Here is a 23,713-nt window from a genome sequence, read left to right on the forward strand (position 1 = left end):
ACACTCGCTTTCTTAATTAGTTTTTTTCAAATACTCGTAAAATTCGCGTCCTAACGAAGAGATAGTATAGGTTCGTATTCTCCCGTATGATTTAACATCTAACAAGCCCGCACCTTCAAGCCTGGCTATACTTATGTCTAGCGTGTATCTGGAATTAATGTAATCTTTCTCTTGATCAGTGTCAGGTCTAATTTTCTTCTTCTGTAGATTAGCAGCTTTCCATAGCTGTTCTTTGGCCATGGCTTCTTTATTATTCCAAAGAGTGGTGAAAAGTAATTTGCTTTCATCTGACATTCGAACTTTAAACGTTTCAAATATGTTCTCTTTAGTAAGTGTCAATTCATCACCCCCGGTCATCCAATTAAATTGCGTTTATGAATTCGAATTCGATAATTCAAAAACGTTGTACGGTAATCATTACATAACTATGCGGTAGTGTCAATTTATTTATTGCGGTAGTTATTGCGGTAATACAATATAAACGCATTTATCAAGTGTGATTTAGAATCAAAGACACTTTTTAAAATACTCGTAAACCCTTTTAAATAAGGGTTTTTTATTACTTTAGTTATTACGGTAATAATTAATGTAACTATTACATTAAACATTACATAAATATCTAATGTAGCGTTGATAATGGGAGTGATTGATTTTGTTTTTGATAGCAATTCGGTATTTATTTCCTTGTTTTATTGATTGATCCAAAATAAGCAGTGCAAAATCTTCTAACAAAAGTAGTGGTCCTTTCTCTGGCTGTCCTTTTCTTAGTGCTGAACCGACATTAGTATGTGTTAGAAATTCTTGCGAATCTCAATGAGGTTTAGTAAATATGGTTTTTAGAATGAGTACACTTTCGTAAAAAAATGGAATGGAACGGCAGCTTATGTAACTCCAATTTTTCGTTGAACACAGAAGAATTAATTTGTTTTCCATAGAGTTTTAATACCGATTTTTTTAGGTTGTTTACACACCCCTAAATAAATCCCTAGTAACACAACCCTAAACTATTGTAGAAAAGGGGTGTGATACTAGGGGGTGTGTAACCCAAATTCCTTTAAATGACTGGCAAATCTCATTTTTTTAACTAAATACAATGCCTACTACTCCCCCCATGAATAACCCTTTAATTACTGGAGAAAGTATTTTAGGGAATCCCGTGTTTCTCGGCATTTAGAGGACTTCCTTTTTGCGGTTTCTCTCCAGTCAATCAAGGCTTTATTTGAATATTTTATAGCCACCTTTTAGAAGCTATGCTATACTTTTTTTCAAAATGAATGACAACAAACCAGGAGCACCCTGCCAGAAGAAAAGAGCGACCAGTCTCTTTCTTTTTGGCGGGGTTTTTTTGTTGAAAGGAGATTGGATATGAGAACCGACGTTTTAAAGTTAAAAGAGGATGGGCGGTTTAACGGGGTTCACTTAACGCCCGAAGAGTTGGAATTGTTGCAGCATCTTCATGAGTTTAAGTCCATTCACGCTAGAAACGTTCATAAGTATTATGAGATCACTTCTAATGGCAGACGGAAGGGGAACATGGTTACGAATAGACTAGCAAAATTGGTGGCTAGTGGCATATTGTTTCAAGTGAATGATAAAGAACCAAAGAGAGAGATTTTCCGGCCTGTCAATTATGCTTATCGTTTAGGCGTAAGAGGAATTGAAGTATTAGCAAACCGAGGTGTGTTTTCACATGACGATATAGAATCCAAAAAGAAATACTCCTATTTGGTGAATATACCTACGCTTCACAATATGGCAATAAATTCCTTGTTCATGGAAGTGTACAGACTGATGTGGGAGCGGGGAGAATCTTTTGCTTTGCTTAATGTAAGAAGTAATAGAGGTGAGAATCATGAGTTAATAGATTCCATATCTAAAGGCAGAGAATTACAACCAATAATCCCAGACTGGATATATGAAACTGAGCAACGCATTATTTGCTTAGAAGTAGATAGTGGTTCTCAAACTTTAGGAACAATCGAAAACAAAATCGCTCGTTATAACTTATTAGCAAACAAGTCCAGTAAGCCTATTACTGTATTTTTTTCCGTTGGCTTATTAAACGGAGCGGACGGGGAATCAAGAAGCAGAGATAGAAGGGTAGCTTCAATCAAGGAGACATTGAAAGAGAGCATCGAATGGGCTGACGGCCTAGAGATAATTGCTACTCCCTCCAATAGAGCTCCAAAAATCCTCCATAAACTCATTAGTCGGCAGTCTGCTATAGGGCGCTTACAGATGAAAAATAAAGCAAATCAATGGATTATGCACGCCAACAAGAATAGTCCAGCTGAATTCACATTTTCAATAAGCCAAAACGACTTGGTATCACAGAAGCTAACTATCGAAGATCAATATGACTTAGACCTCCTGGCTGAAATACGATCTCCTGAAAATATGAAGATTGGTGTCTTGCTGTTTATGGAAGAGGGGTCTTTATTCTCTTATCAGCGGGCAAGAGCAAACGTGAAACGAATTGTTACGCGAATATATGAAACAACCAATGCTAGTTTAAAGACTTCACTATTTTTGATTTACGAAAATGCGGAAGCGGCTGCAAACGATGTAGTGGCGTTGAATCCTAAATGCGAAATTATAATTTCTAGCCTAGATGAAGTGAAAGCTCCAACTAGAGAAGACGGTGTTTATCGACCGCTTGCAACAAAAGTGGCCACGCCTTTTACAAGAAGCGAAGGTAACATTCTATGAAAAAGGTGAACTGGCAAAAATGGAAAGCTCGTGTCCCGCTCCTGGTCGTTTTAATCAGTATGGCCGTTTCATTTTATTTCGCGATTTTTTATTCGGTGAGAGCTGCTAGATTGTTGCAATCACAATACACTGGCGAGGAAGTTACATACTTGTCCTGGCTGATTGGCTCAAATGACCATGTAACGTTATTAGGCGTAATTTGCGTAAGTGCCATCGGTTATTTTGGATTCTTAATCAGTACAAGAGTTAAACTCTTCAAGAAAAAATGGTTAAGGCTTATTAATTTTCTTGTCATGCACGTAGCAAGATGGAGCGGGTTAATCGCTTATGGAATGGGTGGGATAGACTCTTATGTAATTCCATTCTTTGAAAATAGGTTGGAAAACGTTATTACAACAGATGCCTTCATAGAATCCATTCTTTTTGAACATACTTCCGGATTTTATCTAATGCTGATTGCGCTACCGATTCTATTTGTTGGCTTCGTTCTTCTTTTCTTAATGGCTGAGCTTGGACTTAATGTTCAAGAGTTGAAGAAGGCATTCTTTAACTTCGAATATAAAGGGAAATGGCTCCAGAAGTTTAGCAAGCTGGAAGAGGTAGATGTATGGCCGGATGTCGAACTGGGACTATCCATCAAGAATCAGGAAATGGTAACCATTCCTGGCTTTGACCGCTCCTTGAACTCTTTAATCGTAGGGGGGATTGGGACAGGTAAGACAGCAGCACTTGCTCTACCGATGCTTAACCAAGATTTACATCACATGACACGATTTATTAATGCTTTCCCAACGTTGAGGGAGCGTGAGGATTATTTATCGAAAGATGTAGCGGGACGCCATCTGAATGGAATCACCGTAATTGAGCCTTCGAATGATTTGTGTCAGAAAACGCTTCAACTTGTTAAGGCACATGGCATTCCCGATGAAGCGATTACTTACATCAATCCGCTAGATCCAAATACTCCAAGTATTAATCCGATGCGTGGGCCGGTTGATAAAGTCGCAGAAGTATTCGCCCAAATTATTGCTGGTTTAAACGATTCCGGATCCAGTGGTAACTTCTTCTTCGAACAAGCGCAGCGAAATCACTTGAAGCAGCATATCTATTTGTTAAAGTTGCATGACCCCGATTTGCAACCAACGTTCGGTGCGTTAATTGATATGTATAACAACCCGACCTTAGTACACAAAATGCATGAGCAATTGAAAAAAACACTTCCGAAAAATATTGATGACATTGAAGAAAGGCAAGAGCGGAATTACTGGAAAATCATTCAAGGTATCGATGAATGGTTCGACTTGACCATCCTGCCTAAGAAAGAGCGGGGAGCAGGCGGGGAGAATTGGGTAACTGATGACTTGGGAAATGTTCAATACTATGATGCGAAGTCAGAACATGTTCAAGGCTTGCGAAACATTCTGAACGATATCGGTTCCAATCCATATATCCGCAATGTTCTATTTGGAGAAAGTGAATTTGATTTTGACGAACACTTCGCCAAAGGGGGCGTGCTCCTTGTGAATACAGCCAAAGGACAATTGGTCGATCTGGCAAGAGTATTAGGAAAGCTTGTATTGATGAATCTTCAAAACGCAACGTTCCGTCGTCCAAATGATGTTTCTCCATTTCACCACATTATGGTTGATGAAGCTCCCGACTATTTTTATGATTCGTTTAGCGAATTCCCTGTCCAGTCGCGTAAATACAAGGTCATCATCACCACCATCATGCAAACGATCGCGCAGCTTGCGGACACCTATGGCGAAAACTACATGACCACCATAATTGCGGGCATGCGGAATCGGATGGTTTATGGTGATGTTCCGGCAATGGATGCCGAATACTTCAGTAATCTATTCGGGGAGAAAATCGTATTCGATGAAGGACAAACTGAAATGTCTGTTTCACCGCTCCAAGATAATCCGCAAACACGAGGCGGCAGTTCTTATGCTAAGAAGCGGGAACAATCCATGACCCCTGGAGAGATTATGTTCCAAGACGCATTCAACTGTGCCGTGAAGATTGTAGTCAATAACCAGCCGATTCCTGTACAGCGAATTAAAGCCAACTTCCTTCCCCCAGAAGCTTTTCAATCTGCAGAAGTCCGAGTAGGGGAGTTGCCGCTCCAAGAATGGTTGAGCTACCGTCGTGGGGAGATTGATGTGATTAAGGATTCCGAAGAGGTAAAGGTTATTGAAGAAGTGGATTCTGAACTGGTAGAAGTAGAAGAGAGTGTAGCGATTGAAAAGGAGAAGGTCCGAGAAGATACGAAGCTCGATTTGGAATTGGAGCGGGAACAAGCGATTGCTGACAAAGTTGCGCGCATGTCACATGACACTCGTCCAACCGATAAGCTACCTGCTTCACTCATACGTAGTATAAGCTTTGATCAGAACGGAATGCATGCTGAGATTGAACCTGCAGCAGATGTAAGTAATGATGTTCAAAACGAAATAGAGCAACCACAGTCTGCACAAAAGGCAGCCGCTAGTCCTGTTAAAGAGCCGATTGCTCCTATGGCCGCTGAAAGCTCACCAGAAGCCGCTCCACCTGTACAAAAAGAAGTAAGGGTATTCGATATGGGCTTTGGACAGCAGCAACCTAATGAGCCAGCTGAAATAGATGAGGAAGAAGAGGTGGTCTCTATATTTGGTGTGCCTGAAGCTAAAAACGAAACTCCTTCTGAGCAGGAGGAAATCGCTTATAAAGAAAGCGTGATATCGAAAAAACATGACAGCTTCTATCATCAATTGCAAAATGGTGTAGAAATGAATATTAAGCACAATAGCCCATCGGAAAAGGGAAAAGACGGTAAATAATACTATTTAAACAAAAAAATCCCTTGCTATCTGATTTATGCACGGCTACAATTAAGTCAATTCGGAAAACCCGAAATCAGTTTAATAATCAAAGGGAGCACCCCTATTCAAGAGTAGTCTACGGACTAGTCTCGGATAGGGGTGCTTTTTTGTTTTCAGAAGGGAGCGGGGTAACACAATAATGGAAATCTAATTATGTGAACCTATCACAGCAGCCATTGGAGAGAGCAACCTAATAACCGTCTGAAATGACAGAGAGTCGAATTACTATCACTAAAACAGAAGGAGAGATTACAAATGGTCTTACAATCATGGTCCAATGAACAAACACTCGAGGATTTGACAAAATCCAGCAGAAACCAAGAAATCGTTTATGGAGTCATCCGTAGCCTTAAAGAAATGAACATGCCGACAAAGTTAGAAAATGGAACAACTGTTATCCGTGAAGTTCCCACGTTGATCGTAGCATTGCCAGGAGGCGTTAATGGGTACTGCATGGGCCCCGACTTCCGTGACTTCGAAATTAAATCTTTTAATCGGTTTGTCGGCACAAAAGATGCGTTTGTTATTACAAAACTGGATTTGGAAAACAAGGTAGCTTTCCTTTCTGGAACAATCGCGAACCAAATGCTTGCGAATGAGCTATGGGACGAACTGAACGAAATGGAAAGCCAAGATAAGTTGGGAGAGAAAGAGTATAAAGCAACCGTAACCGGTATTAATACTCAGAAGGGCGTTGTTCACCTTAGAATTCAAGGTCAGGATGCTTTCATGTTCCGCTCCGAGTGGTCTTGGAATATTCGAGAAGGCATTGATGCTCAAGTGGGGGAAACGGTCACCGTAAAAGTTCTCGCGATTGAACCGACTGTGAAGATGATTCGTGTCTCCAGAAAGCAAACGCTTGCGGATCCAATGGACTTCTTAAATCAGATTAAAAAGGGCGATGTAATTGCTGGGAAGATTGTGCAAGTATCTCCGCTCCACGGTATTTTTGTTGAAGTCGAAACAGGCGTTGTTTTGAAAGGGACGAAGCCACGCTCACTGGAAGAGCCGGACGTGGGAGATCGCGTTACTTGCCGGGTTGATCGGGTTGACCCTGTGAAGCGAAGAGGCAGAGTCATTATTACCAACTATCCGCAAGGAAAGCGGAAGAAAAAAGATCTAGGTTCATTCTTATTTGAGGATTAATCAAATAGATGACTGAAGTACAAAATCCCGAAGAAATTCACAGCGCCATTCAAGTGTTTCCTCGAGAGGATGGAAAAGTACCGATATGGGACAATCCCAATTTCCGAGCAGTTCTGAGACTTCCTAAAGAACACAAACCTTTCGCACGTTATGAACAGGCGCTTGAAGAAGAAATACAACATACGCTTTTAGAAGAAGACATTGTCCTTTTATCCGTAATCGGCGCAGCAGTTTGTGCGAACGAAGCTCAATTACGGAAATACATGCAATCTGTCCAGTCCGCTTCTCGCACGAGTGATCGGTTGAAGCGACTACAATATCGTGGCTATGTGCATCGCTATACAGCGAGTGTCCGTTTTGAAGAGTTCCAAGAAGGTGAACGAAAACCTCCTGGCATATTCGTATTAGGAGCTGTCGGATATAAACTGATGAAGTATTACTATAATGATCAGCATTTTGTGCATCCGGACAAATGGATGGATAATCCTTATGCCATACAGCGATACGTTGCAATGAATGAGATCCGCATGATTGGTACCACGAACCGCCATCTTTCGAAATGGACGTGGCTGCCGGCTATTGGGGACCATGTTCGAAACCCAAAGCCTTTGGCAGTTATGTCCACGAGAAGGATAAACAACCAGGCGCCTGTTCATTTTATTATTGAACGTGTGCAAATGGCCCAAACGTTTCTAGACTACTTGAGAAAGCGTCTGAAGACATACAGCTATTTGAAGGAGCGGGACGGTGTGATTAAGATCGAGAGAATTAAGCCGCCCATCGTGCAAGCTGTTGTCATATCCGTTTCTACAGTCTCTCTTGCAGAATTTGTACAAAAGCAACTGAATCTGCATCTCTACTCCTATGACATTCTCTTTCTAATTGATGAGTGGCTGGACGATACCGAAGAATTGGCATCTGCCTTCGCCCAGGGAACAGAAGAGGGAATCGTTCAGGTGAAAGTTCCTTTCCTGCAAAACAGTAAATAGCTCGATTCTTACATGAAATAGGAGCGGAATGTTTGTTCGTGGAAATTCCAGAATTTTTCAAGTTTCGCCTTGACCGTCATTTTTTATTATGGTAATTTAGGTTTACACCTTTTCCTAAGGGTTTTTACCTTTAGGAATAATGTGAGGCGCGGTGCGGAAAACATCGCGCTCGCATTTTTAACCTAATACAAGCAACACTTCAACTCACAATTACATACACAGAAAATAGGAGCACCCTAATCTGACCGAGAAATGTAACGCTATTTAGCGTTCTTTTTCCGCCAGATTAGGGTGTTTTTTTTGTTGCTGTAAGCGAAAGGATGCGATGTACAAATGAAGGTTTTGTTGGCCATTGGTGAAAAGAACCTTTCTCAAATTCTAAAAGGAAATTTAGAAGACGCTGGTTTCGAAATTGCAAAAGAAGAAGTTCTGCACCGAGATTACCTAAACGAGAAGATAGACTTTGAACGGCCAAATCTTCTCATCATTCACGATCGCCAGTTACCAAGCCAGTTTAGTGACAAGGAAGACAACGAGGAAGAGCTCTTGCAACTAATTGAAAGTTGGAGAAGAGTCTACGATGCGCAAATGCGCGTGGTCATCATGTGTGAGCGGGAAAGAAAAGACCCGTTCCTAAGCCAACTGGTTGCCCGCAACGTGCTTGATATCTTTAACGAGCGGCAAATACCTACCGCTTCCCTTATCAGGCAGTTAAAAGAGCCTGCACGCTACATGAATGTCTCTCGGTACGGATTGGAAGACGCAGCAATCGATTCGTTAATGGAAAGTGCGGAAACGAAAGGTAATGGGGCAGCGGATAGCGAGAAAGCGGAAATAAAAACCTCATTCCTCTCCAAGAAGAAATTACCGAAGCTTCCGAAAGTGCCAAAACCACAACGGCCAAACATCTCCATTAATTTCCCTAAGGCTTCGGAGATTCAAGAAGAAATAGCATTACAAGAACGAAAAATTATTTTGGTTGTCAGTCCCTTTGAAAGATCCGGTTCAACGTTTATCGCGCACCAATTAGCATATGCGATCGCCAAGAACGGAATAGGTGTTAAATATTTCGAAAATCCTTTTAAAAACCCTTATACCTATGACCGCTTAGCGGGCGGTAATGAAATTCCTAATTACTATAGCCCCTACAGCGAAATACCTGAAGACGACCACAACGCTTACATTCGAGAGTGGAAAAAAGACGGAATTGAGCTCCAAGTCTTAAATCCGAAATACGAGCAGCGGTTAGAAGAAGATCAGTTCCCGATTACCAAGTTCTTGAGGCAGTTGCTTTCTGTCCATAATGCTCCTTACTTGATTGTTGATATCGGGGCAGACGAAAACAAGCAAACTTACGATGAGCTAGTAGAGGTCGCCAGTCACGTTCTGGTCGTAGTCGATAATGATTTACCCAATTTAGAGCTATTTGAACAATATCAAATGGCAGAAAAATTTGGTTGGGTTCATAACCTGCTGTTGAAGAAGAAAACGCACCTGATTGCTAACCGGTACGTGAAGGGTTTGAAACTGCTTTACCTTGATCACTACACGCCCGTTCCACCGTTCCAGGACGAATCAACATACAAAGCGCAGTTCGATGGTGTCTTTGCATTTAGGATGCTGCAGACGAACAACAAAAAGGCTTTCAGAAACTCATGAAGCTTATTGTCGATTCGCAAGACTTGAAACGAAAAAAGAATGGTGTGAAAAAAGTGAAGAATTGGATGCCGAGCTTCGAATTTTTAAAAGATAAAGAAAAAATGGAGGAAAGCACATGAAAACCACGTTAAATGTTGTACTCTCGGTTCTCTTTGTGGCAGCCGGCGTTGGTTTCGTCTTTTTCTTTGAGTTTTATGTCTCAGAAAAGATTGACACTGTAGAAGTAGTTGTAGCCAAAGAGACGATTGACTTTAAAACAGTCATCACCGAAGAGAATATCCAAATCGCAAATGTTAAAAGAGGACACGAAGTAGAGAACGCCATCCCGATTACTGCTTATGAAAGTCTTATCGGAAAACACGCCTCGATCAAAATTGAAAAAGGCACACAAATTTACACGGACCTTATAGATACCTACAATCTGGTTCCGGACACGTCCAAAGGCGAATTTGTCGCGCCGATTCCGAAAGAGTGGTTGTTCGCAGTTCCTGGGAGTCTTCGCAGAACTTACGTAGCGGATGTATACGCAATTAGCGACTCTGAACAAAAGATGAAAGCACAGTTGGAAAAAGCAGCGGTTGAACAGGGAGATCTGAAAGAATCAGACATTCAAGAGATCGCCCCAGGCACTGAGCCTATTTTAGAAAGTATTCGTGTTTCTTCTGTAAAAGACAGCGGAAATAAAGAAGTTCGAGAATCAGCTGAGACAAGTGAAGCGACTGGCCAAGTTGCCGCTCTTGAAATCATTGCAACAGATGAAATGTTGAAAACACTGACAGACAATCTCAACGATGGTTACAAGCTTTACGTGGTTTATAAGTTCGAACGTTCAAACGAAGTTGAAGAAGCTGACACTGATACAGCTGAAGCTACAAGCACCTCTGACACAGAAGTAGTCGAAGCTGAAGAAGAAACAGCAGCAGAAACTGAAGAAGAAGTAGAAGAAGAAAAAGATGAAGATGCAAAAGAGCAGCCTGATAAGGACGAAAAGTCCGGAAAGGATGATAGTGATGAATCCAAAGACGAATAATCGAATCGCTACCTTTTTCTCGGCAGGAGGGAATGTCGGGGTTACCAATACAGTTTATTCTGTAGCACTCGCCTTATCGAAACTATCCGATGCCAAAATCGGCGTCCTTTCTTTAAACGCTTGGGACGACGGATCAGATTACTTGCCGGAAGCCAAAGATTTTCTAGACTCTCTCAAACCGCGATTGGCCGGCAAGCAGCTGGACAATAACGAAGAGTTTCTAAAACGCTTTGTGAAAGTGGAAGAGAATAACCTCTACATTTTGCCAGGTAATCGAAACGGGCGATTGGTCCGAAGCTTTAAAGTTGAAGAGGTAAGCTATCTCATTGACCGCTCCCAGCAAGTATTCGATGTCGTGCTGATCGATGCGGGAGGGCATTTAGATAATGCGCTTAGTGCAGAAGCTGTATATGAAGCAGGTCACCGCTACGCAATTCTGACGCAGCAGCCCAAAGTCTTGAAACGCTTCAATCAGTTGGAAGAGGACATTCTTACTCCGCTATCCATTGAAAAGAGACATATTCGTTTTATTTTGAACAAATACCAGGAGAAATCATATCTGCTGGATTCAAAGAAAATTGCAAAAGAAAAAGACCTGCAGGACGTTCACACAATCCCCTATACAGAGGATGGGATTATTTCCGAGTTGGAAAACCGCTTCCTCTACACGTATCCAAATCAGAAGTACCAAGCAAGTATCGAACAGTTGGCCAAAGATATCGGAAAAGATATGGCATTCCCTCTAAAAGAGGTTGCTCCTGTTAAAAAAGGGTTTTTCCGGCTAAATAAATAACCGCCTGCTGACTGAAGGGAGGAAGACAAATGGTTGTTCAATCGAAAGAAGAGAAATACGAAGGCTTGCCAAGTGAAATCACCGAAAGCTGGAACGACGGGTTCGACATTAACACTTTCTTAATTGAGAAGGGTGGAGAACAAAACCGCCTAAAATTAAAAACCGCCGCTCCTAGCCAAACGGTCCGCCATGATTTCCAGGCTGCCAAAAGAGCCGTACAAAAGTTCTTCCACGATAAAGTGGAAGACAAAATGATCAAAGAAAATGAACGAGCTGAACGCCAGCGCATCGAGCACCAAGCGACGCTCGGAAATAAAGAATCCATGGATATGCTAATCGACGAGATAAATTCTTTTTTGAGAGATTCCCCTTATCAAAACATTAGCTATGATCCAATGTTCGATTCACTATCTCACGCCATCTTTGAACATATCTATCGTTTCAAGAACTTCTACAAATGGCAACGCCATCCAAACTCACCATCAGCAAAAATCTTAGGCAAAGAAATTTGGTTCAAGATTGATGGGAAGTTTGTGAAACAGGACGAAGAGTTTTCATCGATTGAAGAAGTAGAGGAAATTATTCGTTTGCTACAACAAAACAATCCAAACTTCACGGTAAATGAAAAGCAGCCGCAAGGTGAACTGGATCTACCTGACGGCACTCGGATTACTTTGACTATCCCTCCAAGAACGCTTTACCCAACCATTGTTTTCCGCCGCTTCATCGTCAACAACTTCAGTTTTGAAGAACAAGTGCGGTATGGAACGATCGCGAGAGAAGATATCCCCATCTTCCAAACGCTTGCTCGTGTTCGGGCAAATATGGTCGTAGCAGGTGGTGTAGAGTCTGGAAAATCAACCATGCTAAAAACCTTCTATGCGGAGCGGCCGGCAGATTTGGTTGCTTTGATGATCGAGACGCACCCTGAAACATTCCTAAAACGTGACTTTCCCGAACGCTTGGTTCATGAATTTTCTATCTCGGATGCTGACATTCGGAGTGTTCTAAAAACCATCTTACGATTTGACCATGATTACGTCATCATGCAGGAAGTACGAGGTGTGGAGGCTGACGCAGCGATTGATGGAGCTTCGCGTGGGGCCACTGGCTTGCTCATGACTTATCACGTAACAGAGCCTTCCAAAGTTTGCGAGCAGCTGGCACAGCATATCCTGGATGTGTATCCTTCCAGACGCTATGTAAACGAAGTACGAAGAGTTTCTCAAACTCTCAATCTTGGTGTAACAATGAAGACATTCCCTGGCAATAAAAAGCGCGTTACTAGTGTTTTTGAAGTCAACTATGACTACAACACGGACAAGGCTTGGATCTCTTACTTAATGAAATATGACAGCATTAATCACCAATGGGAATATAACGACCAACTTTCAGATTCCTTAGTGCAGCTGCTCAATGAGGAAGGGGATACAACCTTAGCGAATTTCCGAACCCTTATGGCAGAACGGAAAGCAGTCTCTCCAATGCAGGAAGGCATCATTCAGCCAATTTTATTTAAAGATGCAGGTGAGATGGAATGATCCAACTGATTGAAGTCATCGCAAAAGGATTAGGCTATCTGATTATGTTCTTCGGTATATGGAAGCTTATCTGGCCGCTCCTGATGAATGCAAGGAGATTTCAAATCCGGAAGCATCGTTTGCGTAAGCATCAAAGAATGGAACAAGAGCGGTTCCAAAAGGCGATTAAGCACCCGTTTTTCAAACATATCCAACGCCTGGTCTTCACGGTTGCTCCAGACACCCACGAAAAGCACCTTTGGAACTTCTATGGATTAACAGTAAGTTTGTTCGCGACGGTTACACTCTCATTGACCTTAATGACGGGCCGTATCGACTTTGCGCTCTTAATGGGTCTGTTGATCGGCGCTGTACCGTACATTCTTCTTCGCTATCGCATGACGAGCATTCGGCTCGATGGGTCTTTTGCCTTCATGAAGGAATTTCATTTGTACATTCAAGCGTATCAGAAGAACAAGGACGCTTATCATTCTATTTTCGAAATGACACATCTAGTTCACGATAAACGCCTTCGCCTTAATTTCCAAAAGCTCTTATCCAGTATGCAAAAAGAGCGGACAGAAGAATCGTTCCTCGAAGCGGTCCAGCTATTTGCCTTCTCGCTTCGTTCAACATATGCCAGCCGCTTCACGAACCTTCTCGTTAAATCCTACCGAGATAACGCAGACATTAGTGAAGGACTCTTAGACATTCACCGTGACTTGCGGAAGCGGGAGCGGGACATGGAAGCTTTGAAGACGAAGCGAATGGAAACAGTCATTCTTGGTTTTATGCCGATCGTCTTCATCCCCATCTTCCTTGTCATGGCATATCGAGTCACCATGATGTATCAAACCAGTACCTTAATGGAACAAACCAGCAGCTTGATCGGTTTGATTGCTGCTACGGCACTTGCGATATCAAGTGCGATGGGCTCAATTATCATGAGCAAGCCGCGAGCCGACTTATAAAAAACTAATTCATTGAAAGGGGTGATGTCTATGACTGCGTATGTACTAACCGCGATTCAATATAGCGTTTTTATTCTTTTCGTGGTGCTTGCGATGATGCGGACATATGCAGCACTGTACTCAAAAGAAGAAAGACGATTTATGCGGCATCGAATGAAACGACATTTGAGAAAGCAAAATGAAATCACGAAAAAACGGACATCTGAATCCGAGATTACTCAACTGTTTAAAGAGGCACACCTTCCCTGGATGACGAATTACCGCTTCGCAGTCGTTCGGGTAGTCGGATTGTTATCGGGAATGCTCTATCTCTCTTTAACTACAACGTCTACCAATACTATCCTCTTCTTAGTGGCATGGGCGGTGTTGACCGAACCGGTTTTCAAGTTTTCCCTCATTCGCCTTTACCTGGCGCGCCGAGTTAAGAAGATAACAGAAATGAAGGAAGGGGAACTGTTTTCCCTGTTTGCCATGCTGAAGACAGATTTAATCGGTAATACTCGTGAAGAGATCAACGTTTATCATCTTTTGAAAGATACTTTGCCATATGTTCATTACATTAAGCCGATGCTCAATCAGTTTATGCGTCAATGGCGCGAATCACCTCAATTAGCAGGTCAAAATTTCGAAGCTGCATTGGGTGGAGAAACAGCACAGTTTTTAGGAGATTTCCTAGCTGGTCTACATAGGATGGACCGTGATAATGCGTTGCAAGTATTGGAAGAACAGAACGAAGTGTTTGGACATCGCCGCTCAGAGATGCTTCTGCAAAAAGCGGAAGTCCAAAGAAACTCATTCTATACATTTTTCTTCCTTTCAGCGTTTGCAGTAATCGGTTGGTTTATGTGGTTTATGTTCCAAATGACAAGTCAAGCAATGAATATGTAAAAAACAAAATTGGAGGAACTATAAATGGATAAAATGGTAGCACTTTTAATTACGATCATCGCAGTTGTCGGAATCGGGTTTGTCGTTATCTTCGGCAGCGATGGACTGAACAACTCGATCTCGACAACAAACGCAAGTGTAACGGGCAACTTGGAAAGCTTGGACTCCACAATCATTACCGCTCCGTAATTTAAAACCCAAATAGGGAACAAGGAAACACAAAATATAACAATCATTTAGGAGGAACTTGGAATGGATAAAATGGTAGCACTTTTAATCACAATCATCGCAGTTGTAGGAATCGGATTTGTGGTCATCTTCGGCAGCGATGGACTAAACAACTCTATCTCAACAACAAATGCTGAGGTAACGGGCAACTTGGAAAGCCTGGATTCGACGATCATCACAGCGCCTTAAATAATATTTGGTTTTATTCGCAAGGAAAATATAGAGAAAACATTAGGAGGAATTTGGAATGGATAAAATGGTAGCACTTTTAATCACGATCATCGCAGTTGTAGGAATCGGATTTGTGGTCATCTTCGGCAGCGATGGACTGAACAACTCTATCTCGACAACAAACGCAAGTGTAACAAGCAACTTGGAAAGCCTAGATTCAACGATCATCACAGCACCATAAGATTACTTTAAAAATAGAAGCAGAGCGGTTTCAATGTCGTTCTGCTTTCTCTTCATTTTTTGACATGGAAGGTGGATTGAATAATGGCCCACATTTTAGGCACTGTACTGACACTTGGTTTACTTTTGTTTTCTGTATTTCAACCAATCCTATATCACAATGCAGCCACAACCCAGGAATCAATCAAAATATCGCTTTATGAGGTTCAAAAAGAAGCTGCAATAAATGGTCAATTCAGCGAAGAATTGTACGGCAAATTTAAAGACATTCTTGTTGAAAATCATGGCTATAATCCAGCCTGTATTCAAATTGAAGGAACAGATCAGCCCGTTTCCAGAGGTGGAGACATAACGGTTTCAGTTACGATTCCTCGTCCGATGATGAACATTTGGGAAGCTTTTGACTTTGCGAGTTGTGATCGTCCGGAGAGTTACGTGCCATATACCGTAACGCAAGTGATAAAAAGCGAATACATTCCGTAGAATTTGAAAGGAGGATATCTTAAGTGGAAGTAGTCTTGCGAATGGTCTTCATTGTTTTTATTGCTGTAAGCGGCATGGTGATGAATCATGATTTACAAACGAAGGCCCAAACACTTCATTATTTAAAAGAAGATTTAGAGATAGCGGCACATGATGCTGCTTTGGAAATCGTGGAGGAAGAATTGGCCAGTGGGAAGATCATTTTTGATCAGTCAAAAGCAATGACGACTTTTCGTAATAGCTTCGAGAAAAACTCCCGTTTATCCTCAACTGATTATGAAATAGTAGAAATGCATTTCTTCGATGAAGACACAGTAGAAGAGTTTCCTCAAGAGTTCTCAGCATCAAATGCCGATTTTTCAGAGGATATTGATTCTCCCACATTATTGGCATTTATTAAGACAAAACAGAATTCATATTATGCGAATAATGCCGATAAATCATTTGTACAGGTTGCAAGTTATTCTTATAAGCCAAATGGCGAAGTGATACAGCAACCAAGTATCGGTGATGTTGCGATGGGCGTACCAAACGCTCAAGGCTTTTCATGGCCCGTTCCATATACAAATCGAGTTACATCTGAATTTGGAATGAGAACAAACCCCTATACAGGCGTTTATAAGCTCCATGCCGGCATCGATATTGCAGATGGTGGAGTGCTAGACACGCCAGTAACGCCAGCGATGGAAGGCGAAGTCAAGTTTGCTGGATTTATTAACGGTTACGGCAATGTCGTTGTCATCAAGCACAGCGATGGAATCGAAACTCGATATGCTCATTTACATAGAATTCAGTCCGCAGCTGGTGATCAGGTAAGCCCCGGCAATGTCATTGGGACAGTCGGAAATACCGGAAATTCCACAGGCCCGCATTTGCATTTTGAGATTAGAATTGACGGAGTACCTTACGACCCGCTCCTTTTCTATGCAAATAGTCAGTATTATATGTGAAAAAACGTAAAAAATGTATACTTAGGCACATTTTTAATGTTATAATATAAGTAGATAACGTTATATTATCTATATTCAAAAGGGGGAAGTTATCATGAAAAAATCGATTAAATCAGGTGTGCTCACTTTAACGCTAGCTGCAAGTGGAGTTATGGCTCCAATTCAATCCAATGCAAATGAATTAGCGTGGGATTACAAATGTGAAGATGGCCAAGAGGTATATGAAGATGGCACGACACGCTATGTGTGTGAAGCTGAGCCAAATGACGATTGGAGACAAGCGAAAGAAATCCTAATGCCGGCATCCTATGCAGATAGCGAAAAAACGAAACGTGTTATTTCGCTGGTCGGAGTCGAAGAAAGTTTGAGCACAGTGGATTGGTGGAAAATCACGCTCCCTGATGAAAGAGGGAATATGTCATGGAAGACTCTTCAAGACACTGGAAGGGGCATGATTTATGTTTACGATGAACAGAAAGACGACGTTGTAGAGATCTTCGAGTACGAGCAAGAGCATGGAAAATATACAGGCAAGGAATTTTACTATGCGTCCTACTCTAAAACGAAAAATCCGAATTACATCGTAAATCTAGAATACAAAGCCAATCCTGCAGGAGATAACCCTCACGAACCCAATGATGTATTTGAACCACTGAACGATAACGTAGAATATGCGCTTGTCGAAACAAACAAATTAATTAAAACTACTTGGTCAAATGAATATGACCGCAGAGACATCTTTGGTATCAAAGCTACTTCTCAGGGACAGCTTAAAGCTGAAATTCATTACTCCGATTACGAGTTTGAGAAATGGACACATAGAGATGCTTATATCACCTATAGTATTGAGGCCGAAAAGCAGGATGGTACGTGGACAACTCTTTATTCAAAAGCGGTAGCGGGAATACCCGACCAAACTTTCACAATTGATTTAGAGGTGGACAATGAAGAGTTGACTGGCGTATATCTACTTAACTTACAAAACTCCGATTTCTATGACGAAAATTATGAATTCAAAATTTCATTCACTTCTAATGGAACAGATCCGGTAGAACCACCAACCGAGCCAGAACCACCAACTGACCCAGTAGACCCTCCAACTGACCCAGTCGAACCACCGGCTGAACCGGAAGAACCTGCTGACCCGCCTGCCGAGCCGGAAGAGCCTGTCGAGCAAACTATTGAGCGGTTTGGTGGAGATGACCGCTACCACACAAACAAATTGATGAATCAAGATGTTTCTGATGGATCGCTTGACCATGTAATTGTAGCGAGCGGAAGAAACTTCCCTGATGCTTTGGCTGGTGGGGCTTTAACTAACTCTAAAAACGGCACGATTGTACTTGTAAATGAACGTAAATCAGTAATGGATGCAGCAACAAAAGACATTGCTCGTATGCTGAAACCGGATGGAAAAGTCCTAATTCTAGGTTCAGATTCTGTTGTTTCCGAAAAAATGGTGGATAGCTTAAAAGGACATAAAATTTCAACACAACGAATTTACGGAGATACAAGAATCGAGACAGCAATCGAAGTGGCAAAAGAAGTGAATGCTGATCCATCTGAAATCTTTTTGGTCGATGGCTTTAACTTTGCTGATGCACTTTCCATTGCGCCAGTTTCCGCTAAACTTAACCAGCCGATTCTGATGACCAAGAAACAAGAGAAACTTCCAGATACTGTTCTTGCTTATCTCGAAGAGTCTAATATCGAAACGATTACTATCATCGGCGGAACATATGCAGTAGGTAGCCCAATTGAGGATTATCTAAAAGCAGAGGGCTACACTGTTAATCGGGTTAGTGGAAGTAAAAGAACAGAAACGAGCTTAGCTGTTGCGAAAGAATACTATCCTAATGTTTCAGCTGTCGGAATCGCTAATGGGTGGCAATTCCCTGACGCTTTATCCGGAAGCGCGTTCGCATATAGAAATGATATGCCGGTAATTCTTACGAGCGACAAAGAAATCTCCCCAGCTAACTTGAAGTGGATAAAAGAAAATAACAAATCCATTTATCTCATGGGCGGGACTCTTCCTTTGCCTAAATCGCTCGAAAGCGAGTTTTAAGAAGGTGGGAGGTACATGAAGAAATATTTCATCGGCTTTCTATCTGTAGTTATGGTGGTTATGCTGCTATTTGAGCCTTCAAAGGCTTCGGCAGAACGTGTCTATGGTAATGGAGCTAATTCTCCTTACGCAGACAACGCTGGTTCCAACAATTTTAAAGATCAGACAGTGTTGCCGCCTTTAAGTGATTCTTGGACGCTTGACCCTCGGCAAACATTTTATTCTAGGGTGCCGGTTGAGCAAGGTTTAGTAATCACTTCTTACCGGCTTCTAATGGGCTCTGGAAACGCTATTTATGGCGTTTCTAACCAAACTGGTGAAGTTTCTGACACGGAATATGAAGTAGGGAATCCTTTTTATCAGGCATTCCCTTCATCATATGGAAGTGTAACTTCGAACGCCAGAATCGCTGATGTGTATGGCGGCGAAGGTATCTTTTTTGGTACTAGTAGCGGTTTCATGGGCAGAATGAAAGGAATCGGATTAGATTCAACCGAGGCTCAACGAAGCTTTGTGTTTTCTCCAGCCAACGCAAACGGAACGAGTAAATATTACGGTGGTGCAATTCGTCATCATACTGCAACTGGTCAATATTCCGGTACACTGGTTCGGTTTGGAGAGGCATTTGCTTCCGATACAAAATTACACCATATGAATTCAGTTGATATGAAGCGGGATTGGTACTACGATTTGGACGAAGTTCCAAATTACGCTGCTGGTGATAAATACTCTGGGCTTATCTCATTGCCCTCACGATCCGATGGATTTATGGCATTCTCCGACAGTCCGGAAGGTAGAGGACACGGGTTAATTTGGAGCGACAGCAGTAAGTACGATAGAACGTTAGGCGAGTTTACTGTAAATGCCCCTGATACAAGAATTGAATATCGTTCAGGTATTCCTAAAGCGGGTGCATACGATGAAACGACTGGAACAATTGTTGCTGTCGATAGATCGGGACGAGTGTACTTCCATAGCAAAAATGGTGTAAATAAAGTTACGGATTTCACGAATCCTTGGCTATATGCCGGGGATAGTCAAACGAGAGGTTATGACTCAGTTGGTGGAGTTTTACTCCATGATGGCTCTGCTTTCATGTCAACCAAAGACAGTTCGAAAGGAGCGGGGTTGGGGACAATATCAAAAATAAATATTGCTAACCCTTCCATTTCTACAAAAACGACATATGTGCATGATGCAGCCATTACCACTCAACCAATTTTCCTTAGTGGAACACTCTATTTTGGCGATGAAAGAGGAAGAGTTTATGCCTTAGACCCAAAAACAATGAAGAAAATAAATTGGTATCGTCCCGATGAGAGTGCAACTTCAACTGAATACACTCAAGTGGGTTCAGGAGAAGAAGTGCTCACTTTGGTCGGGGCTGATAATCATCTGTTCGCGGGTACTGAAACTGCTTTAGAAGGATGGAAGGGCCGCCCTGACTATGTAATAGACGCGATTAGAGAAGTTGGTTACGGCGGAACATCATCTACCTTAAACAACAAACGATACAATTATTACAGTTCTAGTATTCCAGCAATTGATATCCGAGGTGACTTTATGAATATTGGTTCTTTTGATTACTCCGTCTATACAGACTTTGGCGGACAAAACGATCAAAAGGCAGGTATTCAAATGAAAAACCTCGATACAGGCCAGGATATATCCATTCCTTCTTCGCTGATTCGCACACCATTTTCTGTAGAAGACCACAAATATAGCACCGAACGAAAGAATGTTACAGAGTCTGAAAGACCTTATCTTTTCCAACTTCCTTCAACTGGAGTTGAAGGCCAGATGAATTTCCCTTTCACTCCGCAAGAGGAAGGGAAATATCAAGTTACATTCAGTGCTAACGTTGATGGTCTGCAGACAGAGTTTCTTCACTCGAACAACACGATGTCTTCAGAATTTGATGTTGTTGATATGAGAGTTCCAAGTATGCAAGCTGACAAAACTGAATACAAACCTGGTGAAACAATTACTTTCACAAACAGCAAATATCAAAAGGCATCCTATGAAAGTTATAGAGCAGAAATAATCGATTCGAGCGGAAATGTGGTGTATGAAGCAACCGATGCAATGTTTGCACCGACATTAACCACGCAGCTTAGTAGCAGCGGAGATTATCGATACAGAATTAGTATCCTTAACCGATACGGAGATACTCTTTCAAGTTCTTACAAACCGTTATCGATTCTTAACTCGCCGCCAGCCGCTGAAATCACTTATGATCCTGCGACAATCTATAACGATACGACAGTTGAGTTGTTTAGCAATGCGAGCGATTCAGATGGCGACGAATTGACTTATCAATGGTCATATCAGGAGCCGAGATCTAGAATTTGGGTTGATTTTTCGACAGAAGAAAATCCTGTGCGAGATTTCCCAATTAAAGGTTTGTGGCATCTTCGACTTATTGTTTCAGACCCTTATGCTTCGACAACAGTCACCAATGAATTTTGGGTTGTAAACAGAGCTCCTGTACCGGACTTTGAGTGGAATCCATCCACTATCTTCAAGGGGACGACAGTTGCTTTCGAAAATAAATCGAGCGATCTCGATAAAGATACACTTACTTATCAATGGGCTTATCAAGAGCCAGGAGCAACAACGTGGATAGACCTTTCAACAGCGGAAAATCCTTCTATGGCTTTAGATAAAAAGGGCAGCTGGAATGTGAGGCTCACAGCAAGCGATGGAGAAGAATCTAAATCAGTGACTAAGGTTTTGTCAGTTGATAATCGACCGCCAGTCGCAAACTTTGATTGGAATCCATCGACTATCTATAATGACACTTCAGTAACGTTCACGGATGCTTCAAGTGATGTAGATGGAGATACATTAACGCATCAATGGGCTTATCAAGAACCAGGCACATCTGATTGGGTTGAGTTTTCTTCTGAGAAATCCCCATCACAAGTCTTTAATAAAAAAGGGGACTGGAACATTCGGTTAACGGTATCTGACGGGGCGTTAGAACATTCAGTTACGAAATCGCTGACGGTTCAAAATAGACCGCCACTTGCGAGTTTCAATTGGAATCCAACGACAATCTTCAATAATACAAAAGTAGATTTTATCAACAACTCTTCGGATGTAGATGAAGACTCGCTTACTTATCAATGGGCTTACCAGGAACCTGAAAGCAGTTCATGGATCGACTTCTCAACAGCTGAACAGCCTTCTAGAGTTTTCGATAAGAAGGGACGTTGGAATATTCGATTGACCGTTTCTGATGGATCTTCGACTCATTCTGAAACGAAAGCATTGGATGTTGAAAACCGTGGTCCAAAAGCAGATTTCAATTGGAACCCTTCCACCATTTACAATGATACGAGCGTAACTTTTGAAGATGCTTCCACAGATCCGGACAACGATGATCTCAGCTACTCATGGGCTTATCAAGAGCCTGGAACATCTACCTGGACAGACTTCTCACAAATCGAGAATCCGAAGCAACTTTTCAAAAAGAAAGGCGATTTGAACATCCGGCTTATCGTTTCTGATGGAGCGGGAACTGATTCCATTATTAAATCGCTGACGGTCCAAAATAGACCGCCTGCAGCAGCCTTCTCTTGGAATCCAGAAACCATTCATATCGACACCTCTGTAACGTTTGAAAACACTTCGAATGATATTGATGGAGATGATCTAACATATGAGTGGGCTTATCAAGAACCTGGAACTACAACGTGGGTAGATTTCTCGAAAGAGATTGAGCCGGCACAAGTATTCGACAAAAAAGGACAGTGGAAGGTTCGGTTAACAGCAAATGACGGAGCGGCTTCTCATTCTACCGAAAAAGAAATCTCGGTAGGGAATAGACCACCCGTAACAGCTTTCACGTGGAATCCAACCACTGTTTACACAAACACCGAAGTAACATTCGGCAACACTTCTTCCGATCCGGATGAAGATGAACTCACGTACCAATGGGCTTATCAAAAGCCTGGAACAAATACATGGACCGACTTTTCCAAAGAGAAAACGCCGTCCCATGAATTTGATCAGATTGGAAAGTGGAATATTCGTCTCATTACTTCAGATGGAAGTGCCTCAACACCGTTGATCAAAGCTTTGACGGTTCTCAATACGCCGCCGGAGGTCACGTTAGCTTATGCGCCAGAAACGATTTATGAAGGCGATACGGTAACTCTTACAGCCAAGCCTACTGATTTGGATGGCGATGCTATGACAGTCGTTTTTGAAGAAAATAGAAACGGTGTTTGGCAAGAAATTCACAAAGTAGAGGATGTAGCTTCTGGTGATACGCTCAGACATGCTTTCGTAGCTGCTCCGCAGACGTATGATGTTCGTGTAAGAGCAATCGACAGCAACGATGGTGAAGGAACGGCCACTGTTAACTTCGAAGCCAGCCCCCTAGAAATAGAAGGGTTCGTGAATCATACAGCAGAATGGCAAGCTATCCATGATGAGGCAGGGCATACGCCAGAGCAGTTTTATGCAGGAGAGCGTTTCTTAACGGAAGCGGTCGTAACGGACCATCCGATAGAAAAAGTAACGGTAAGCTTCGCTGGAGAACAAATTACCGGCAATCTCTTGACGCTTTCTTCTCCAATGGAAGTACGGACACACCCTGTGTATGAAAAAGAAATATATGAGAAATTGACGGGGGATCCGGACGAACATTTGGCCCCTGGCATGGCATACTTTGTATTTGAAGCAGAATGGGAAAACGGAGTGGTTAAACAAACTAGGGTATCTATAAACATCGTGAGTGATGTATACGGAGCGTTTGACTTCTACCGATCGAATTAATAAAAGGCATTGCTAATAATTCATTAGCAATGCCTTTTTTCACTTTATTATCAGGTCATAGTGTGAGATGATGAAACAAGGAATATATTCCCTGTATAGATAGAAAAAGTAAATCTATAGGACTACTTATATTTCTTGATTTTATAGACTATAATAACTTATAAAACACCATCCGTCTTCTTGTTTCCCAAAATATTACATTGCTTGAAAGTAGGTTAT

18 protein-coding genes are annotated in these 23,713 nt (G+C 41.9%); 17 read left to right on the forward strand and 1 reads right to left on the reverse strand.

Features of this window, described 5'->3' with window-relative positions; all coding sequences use genetic code 11:
• Positions 1 to 12: 12 nt before the first annotated feature.
• Positions 13 to 339: a hypothetical protein gene (locus CW734_RS00210; protein WP_101188973.1), complete on the reverse strand. Its 327-nt coding sequence runs from the start codon at positions 337 to 339 to the stop codon at positions 13 to 15.
• Positions 340 to 1,365: 1,026 nt separating this feature from the next.
• Between CW734_RS00210 and CW734_RS00215 the strand changes: the two genes are divergently transcribed.
• From CW734_RS00215 to CW734_RS00280, 17 genes are all read left to right on the forward strand, one after another.
• Positions 1,366 to 2,709: a replication-relaxation family protein gene (locus CW734_RS00215; RefSeq protein WP_101188974.1), complete on the forward strand. Its 1,344-nt coding sequence runs from the start codon at positions 1,366 to 1,368 to the stop codon at positions 2,707 to 2,709.
• Positions 2,706 to 5,531 (forward strand): type IV secretory system conjugative DNA transfer family protein, encoded by a 2,826-nt coding sequence (locus tag CW734_RS00220; protein ID WP_101188975.1) that lies wholly within the window; start codon positions 2,706 to 2,708, stop codon positions 5,529 to 5,531. The genes CW734_RS00215 and CW734_RS00220 overlap by 4 nt, the downstream gene beginning before the upstream one ends.
• A 297-nt stretch (positions 5,532 to 5,828) precedes the next feature.
• Positions 5,829 to 6,719: a S1 RNA-binding domain-containing protein gene (locus CW734_RS00225; protein ID WP_101188976.1), complete on the forward strand. Its 891-nt coding sequence runs from the start codon at positions 5,829 to 5,831 to the stop codon at positions 6,717 to 6,719.
• 8 nt (positions 6,720 to 6,727) lie between these two features.
• Positions 6,728 to 7,708: a hypothetical protein gene (locus CW734_RS00230; protein WP_101188977.1), complete on the forward strand. Its 981-nt coding sequence runs from the start codon at positions 6,728 to 6,730 to the stop codon at positions 7,706 to 7,708.
• Positions 7,709 to 8,041: 333 nt separating this feature from the next.
• Positions 8,042 to 9,367 (forward strand): hypothetical protein, encoded by a 1,326-nt coding sequence (locus CW734_RS00235; RefSeq protein ID WP_101188978.1) that lies wholly within the window; start codon positions 8,042 to 8,044, stop codon positions 9,365 to 9,367.
• Positions 9,368 to 9,482: 115 nt separating this feature from the next.
• The gene (locus CW734_RS00240) at positions 9,483 to 10,397 is read left to right on the forward strand and encodes an SAF domain-containing protein (protein ID WP_101188979.1); all 915 of its coding nucleotides are present in this window, start codon (positions 9,483 to 9,485) and stop codon (positions 10,395 to 10,397) included.
• Positions 10,378 to 11,190, forward strand: a complete 813-nt coding sequence (locus tag CW734_RS00245) for a P-loop NTPase family protein (RefSeq protein WP_101188980.1) — start codon at positions 10,378 to 10,380, stop codon at positions 11,188 to 11,190. Before CW734_RS00240 ends, CW734_RS00245 begins: the two co-directional genes overlap by 20 nt.
• A gap of 29 nt (positions 11,191 to 11,219) precedes the next feature.
• A complete protein-coding gene (locus tag CW734_RS00250; protein WP_101188981.1) occupies positions 11,220 to 12,731 on the forward strand; it encodes an ATPase, T2SS/T4P/T4SS family in 1,512 nt (503 codons plus the stop codon).
• Positions 12,728 to 13,681, forward strand: a complete 954-nt coding sequence (locus CW734_RS00255) for a hypothetical protein (protein WP_101188982.1) — start codon at positions 12,728 to 12,730, stop codon at positions 13,679 to 13,681. Before CW734_RS00250 ends, CW734_RS00255 begins: the two co-directional genes overlap by 4 nt.
• Before the next feature lie 30 nt (positions 13,682 to 13,711).
• On the forward strand, positions 13,712 to 14,569 hold the full coding sequence (locus CW734_RS00260; protein ID WP_101188983.1) for a hypothetical protein: 858 nt from the start codon (positions 13,712 to 13,714) through the stop codon (positions 14,567 to 14,569).
• A gap of 24 nt (positions 14,570 to 14,593) precedes the next feature.
• Complete coding sequence (locus tag CW734_RS18105; RefSeq protein WP_157824090.1) at positions 14,594 to 14,758, forward strand: hypothetical protein; 165 nt, start codon at positions 14,594 to 14,596, stop codon at positions 14,756 to 14,758.
• 63 nt (positions 14,759 to 14,821) lie between these two features.
• Entirely contained in the window at positions 14,822 to 14,986 is a 165-nt protein-coding gene (locus tag CW734_RS18110; RefSeq protein ID WP_157824091.1) for a hypothetical protein, read from the forward strand.
• 58 nt (positions 14,987 to 15,044) lie between these two features.
• Positions 15,045 to 15,209, forward strand: coding sequence for a hypothetical protein (locus CW734_RS18115; protein WP_157824092.1), 165 nt, complete (start codon positions 15,045 to 15,047; stop codon positions 15,207 to 15,209).
• A gap of 83 nt (positions 15,210 to 15,292) precedes the next feature.
• A complete protein-coding gene (locus CW734_RS00265; protein ID WP_101188984.1) occupies positions 15,293 to 15,691 on the forward strand; it encodes a hypothetical protein in 399 nt (132 codons plus the stop codon).
• A gap of 23 nt (positions 15,692 to 15,714) precedes the next feature.
• Positions 15,715 to 16,641, forward strand: coding sequence for a M23 family metallopeptidase (locus CW734_RS00270; RefSeq protein WP_219621350.1), 927 nt, complete (start codon positions 15,715 to 15,717; stop codon positions 16,639 to 16,641).
• 94 nt (positions 16,642 to 16,735) lie between these two features.
• Positions 16,736 to 18,709: a cell wall-binding repeat-containing protein gene (locus CW734_RS00275; protein WP_101188985.1), complete on the forward strand. Its 1,974-nt coding sequence runs from the start codon at positions 16,736 to 16,738 to the stop codon at positions 18,707 to 18,709.
• Positions 18,710 to 18,724: 15 nt separating this feature from the next.
• Entirely contained in the window at positions 18,725 to 23,494 is a 4,770-nt protein-coding gene (locus CW734_RS00280; RefSeq protein WP_101188986.1) for a PKD domain-containing protein, read from the forward strand.
• The last annotated feature ends 219 nt before the right edge of the window (positions 23,495 to 23,713 follow it).

This window comes from Planococcus sp. MB-3u-03, from assembly GCF_002833405.1.
Classification (GTDB): Bacteria; Bacillota; Bacilli; order Bacillales_A; family Planococcaceae; genus Planococcus.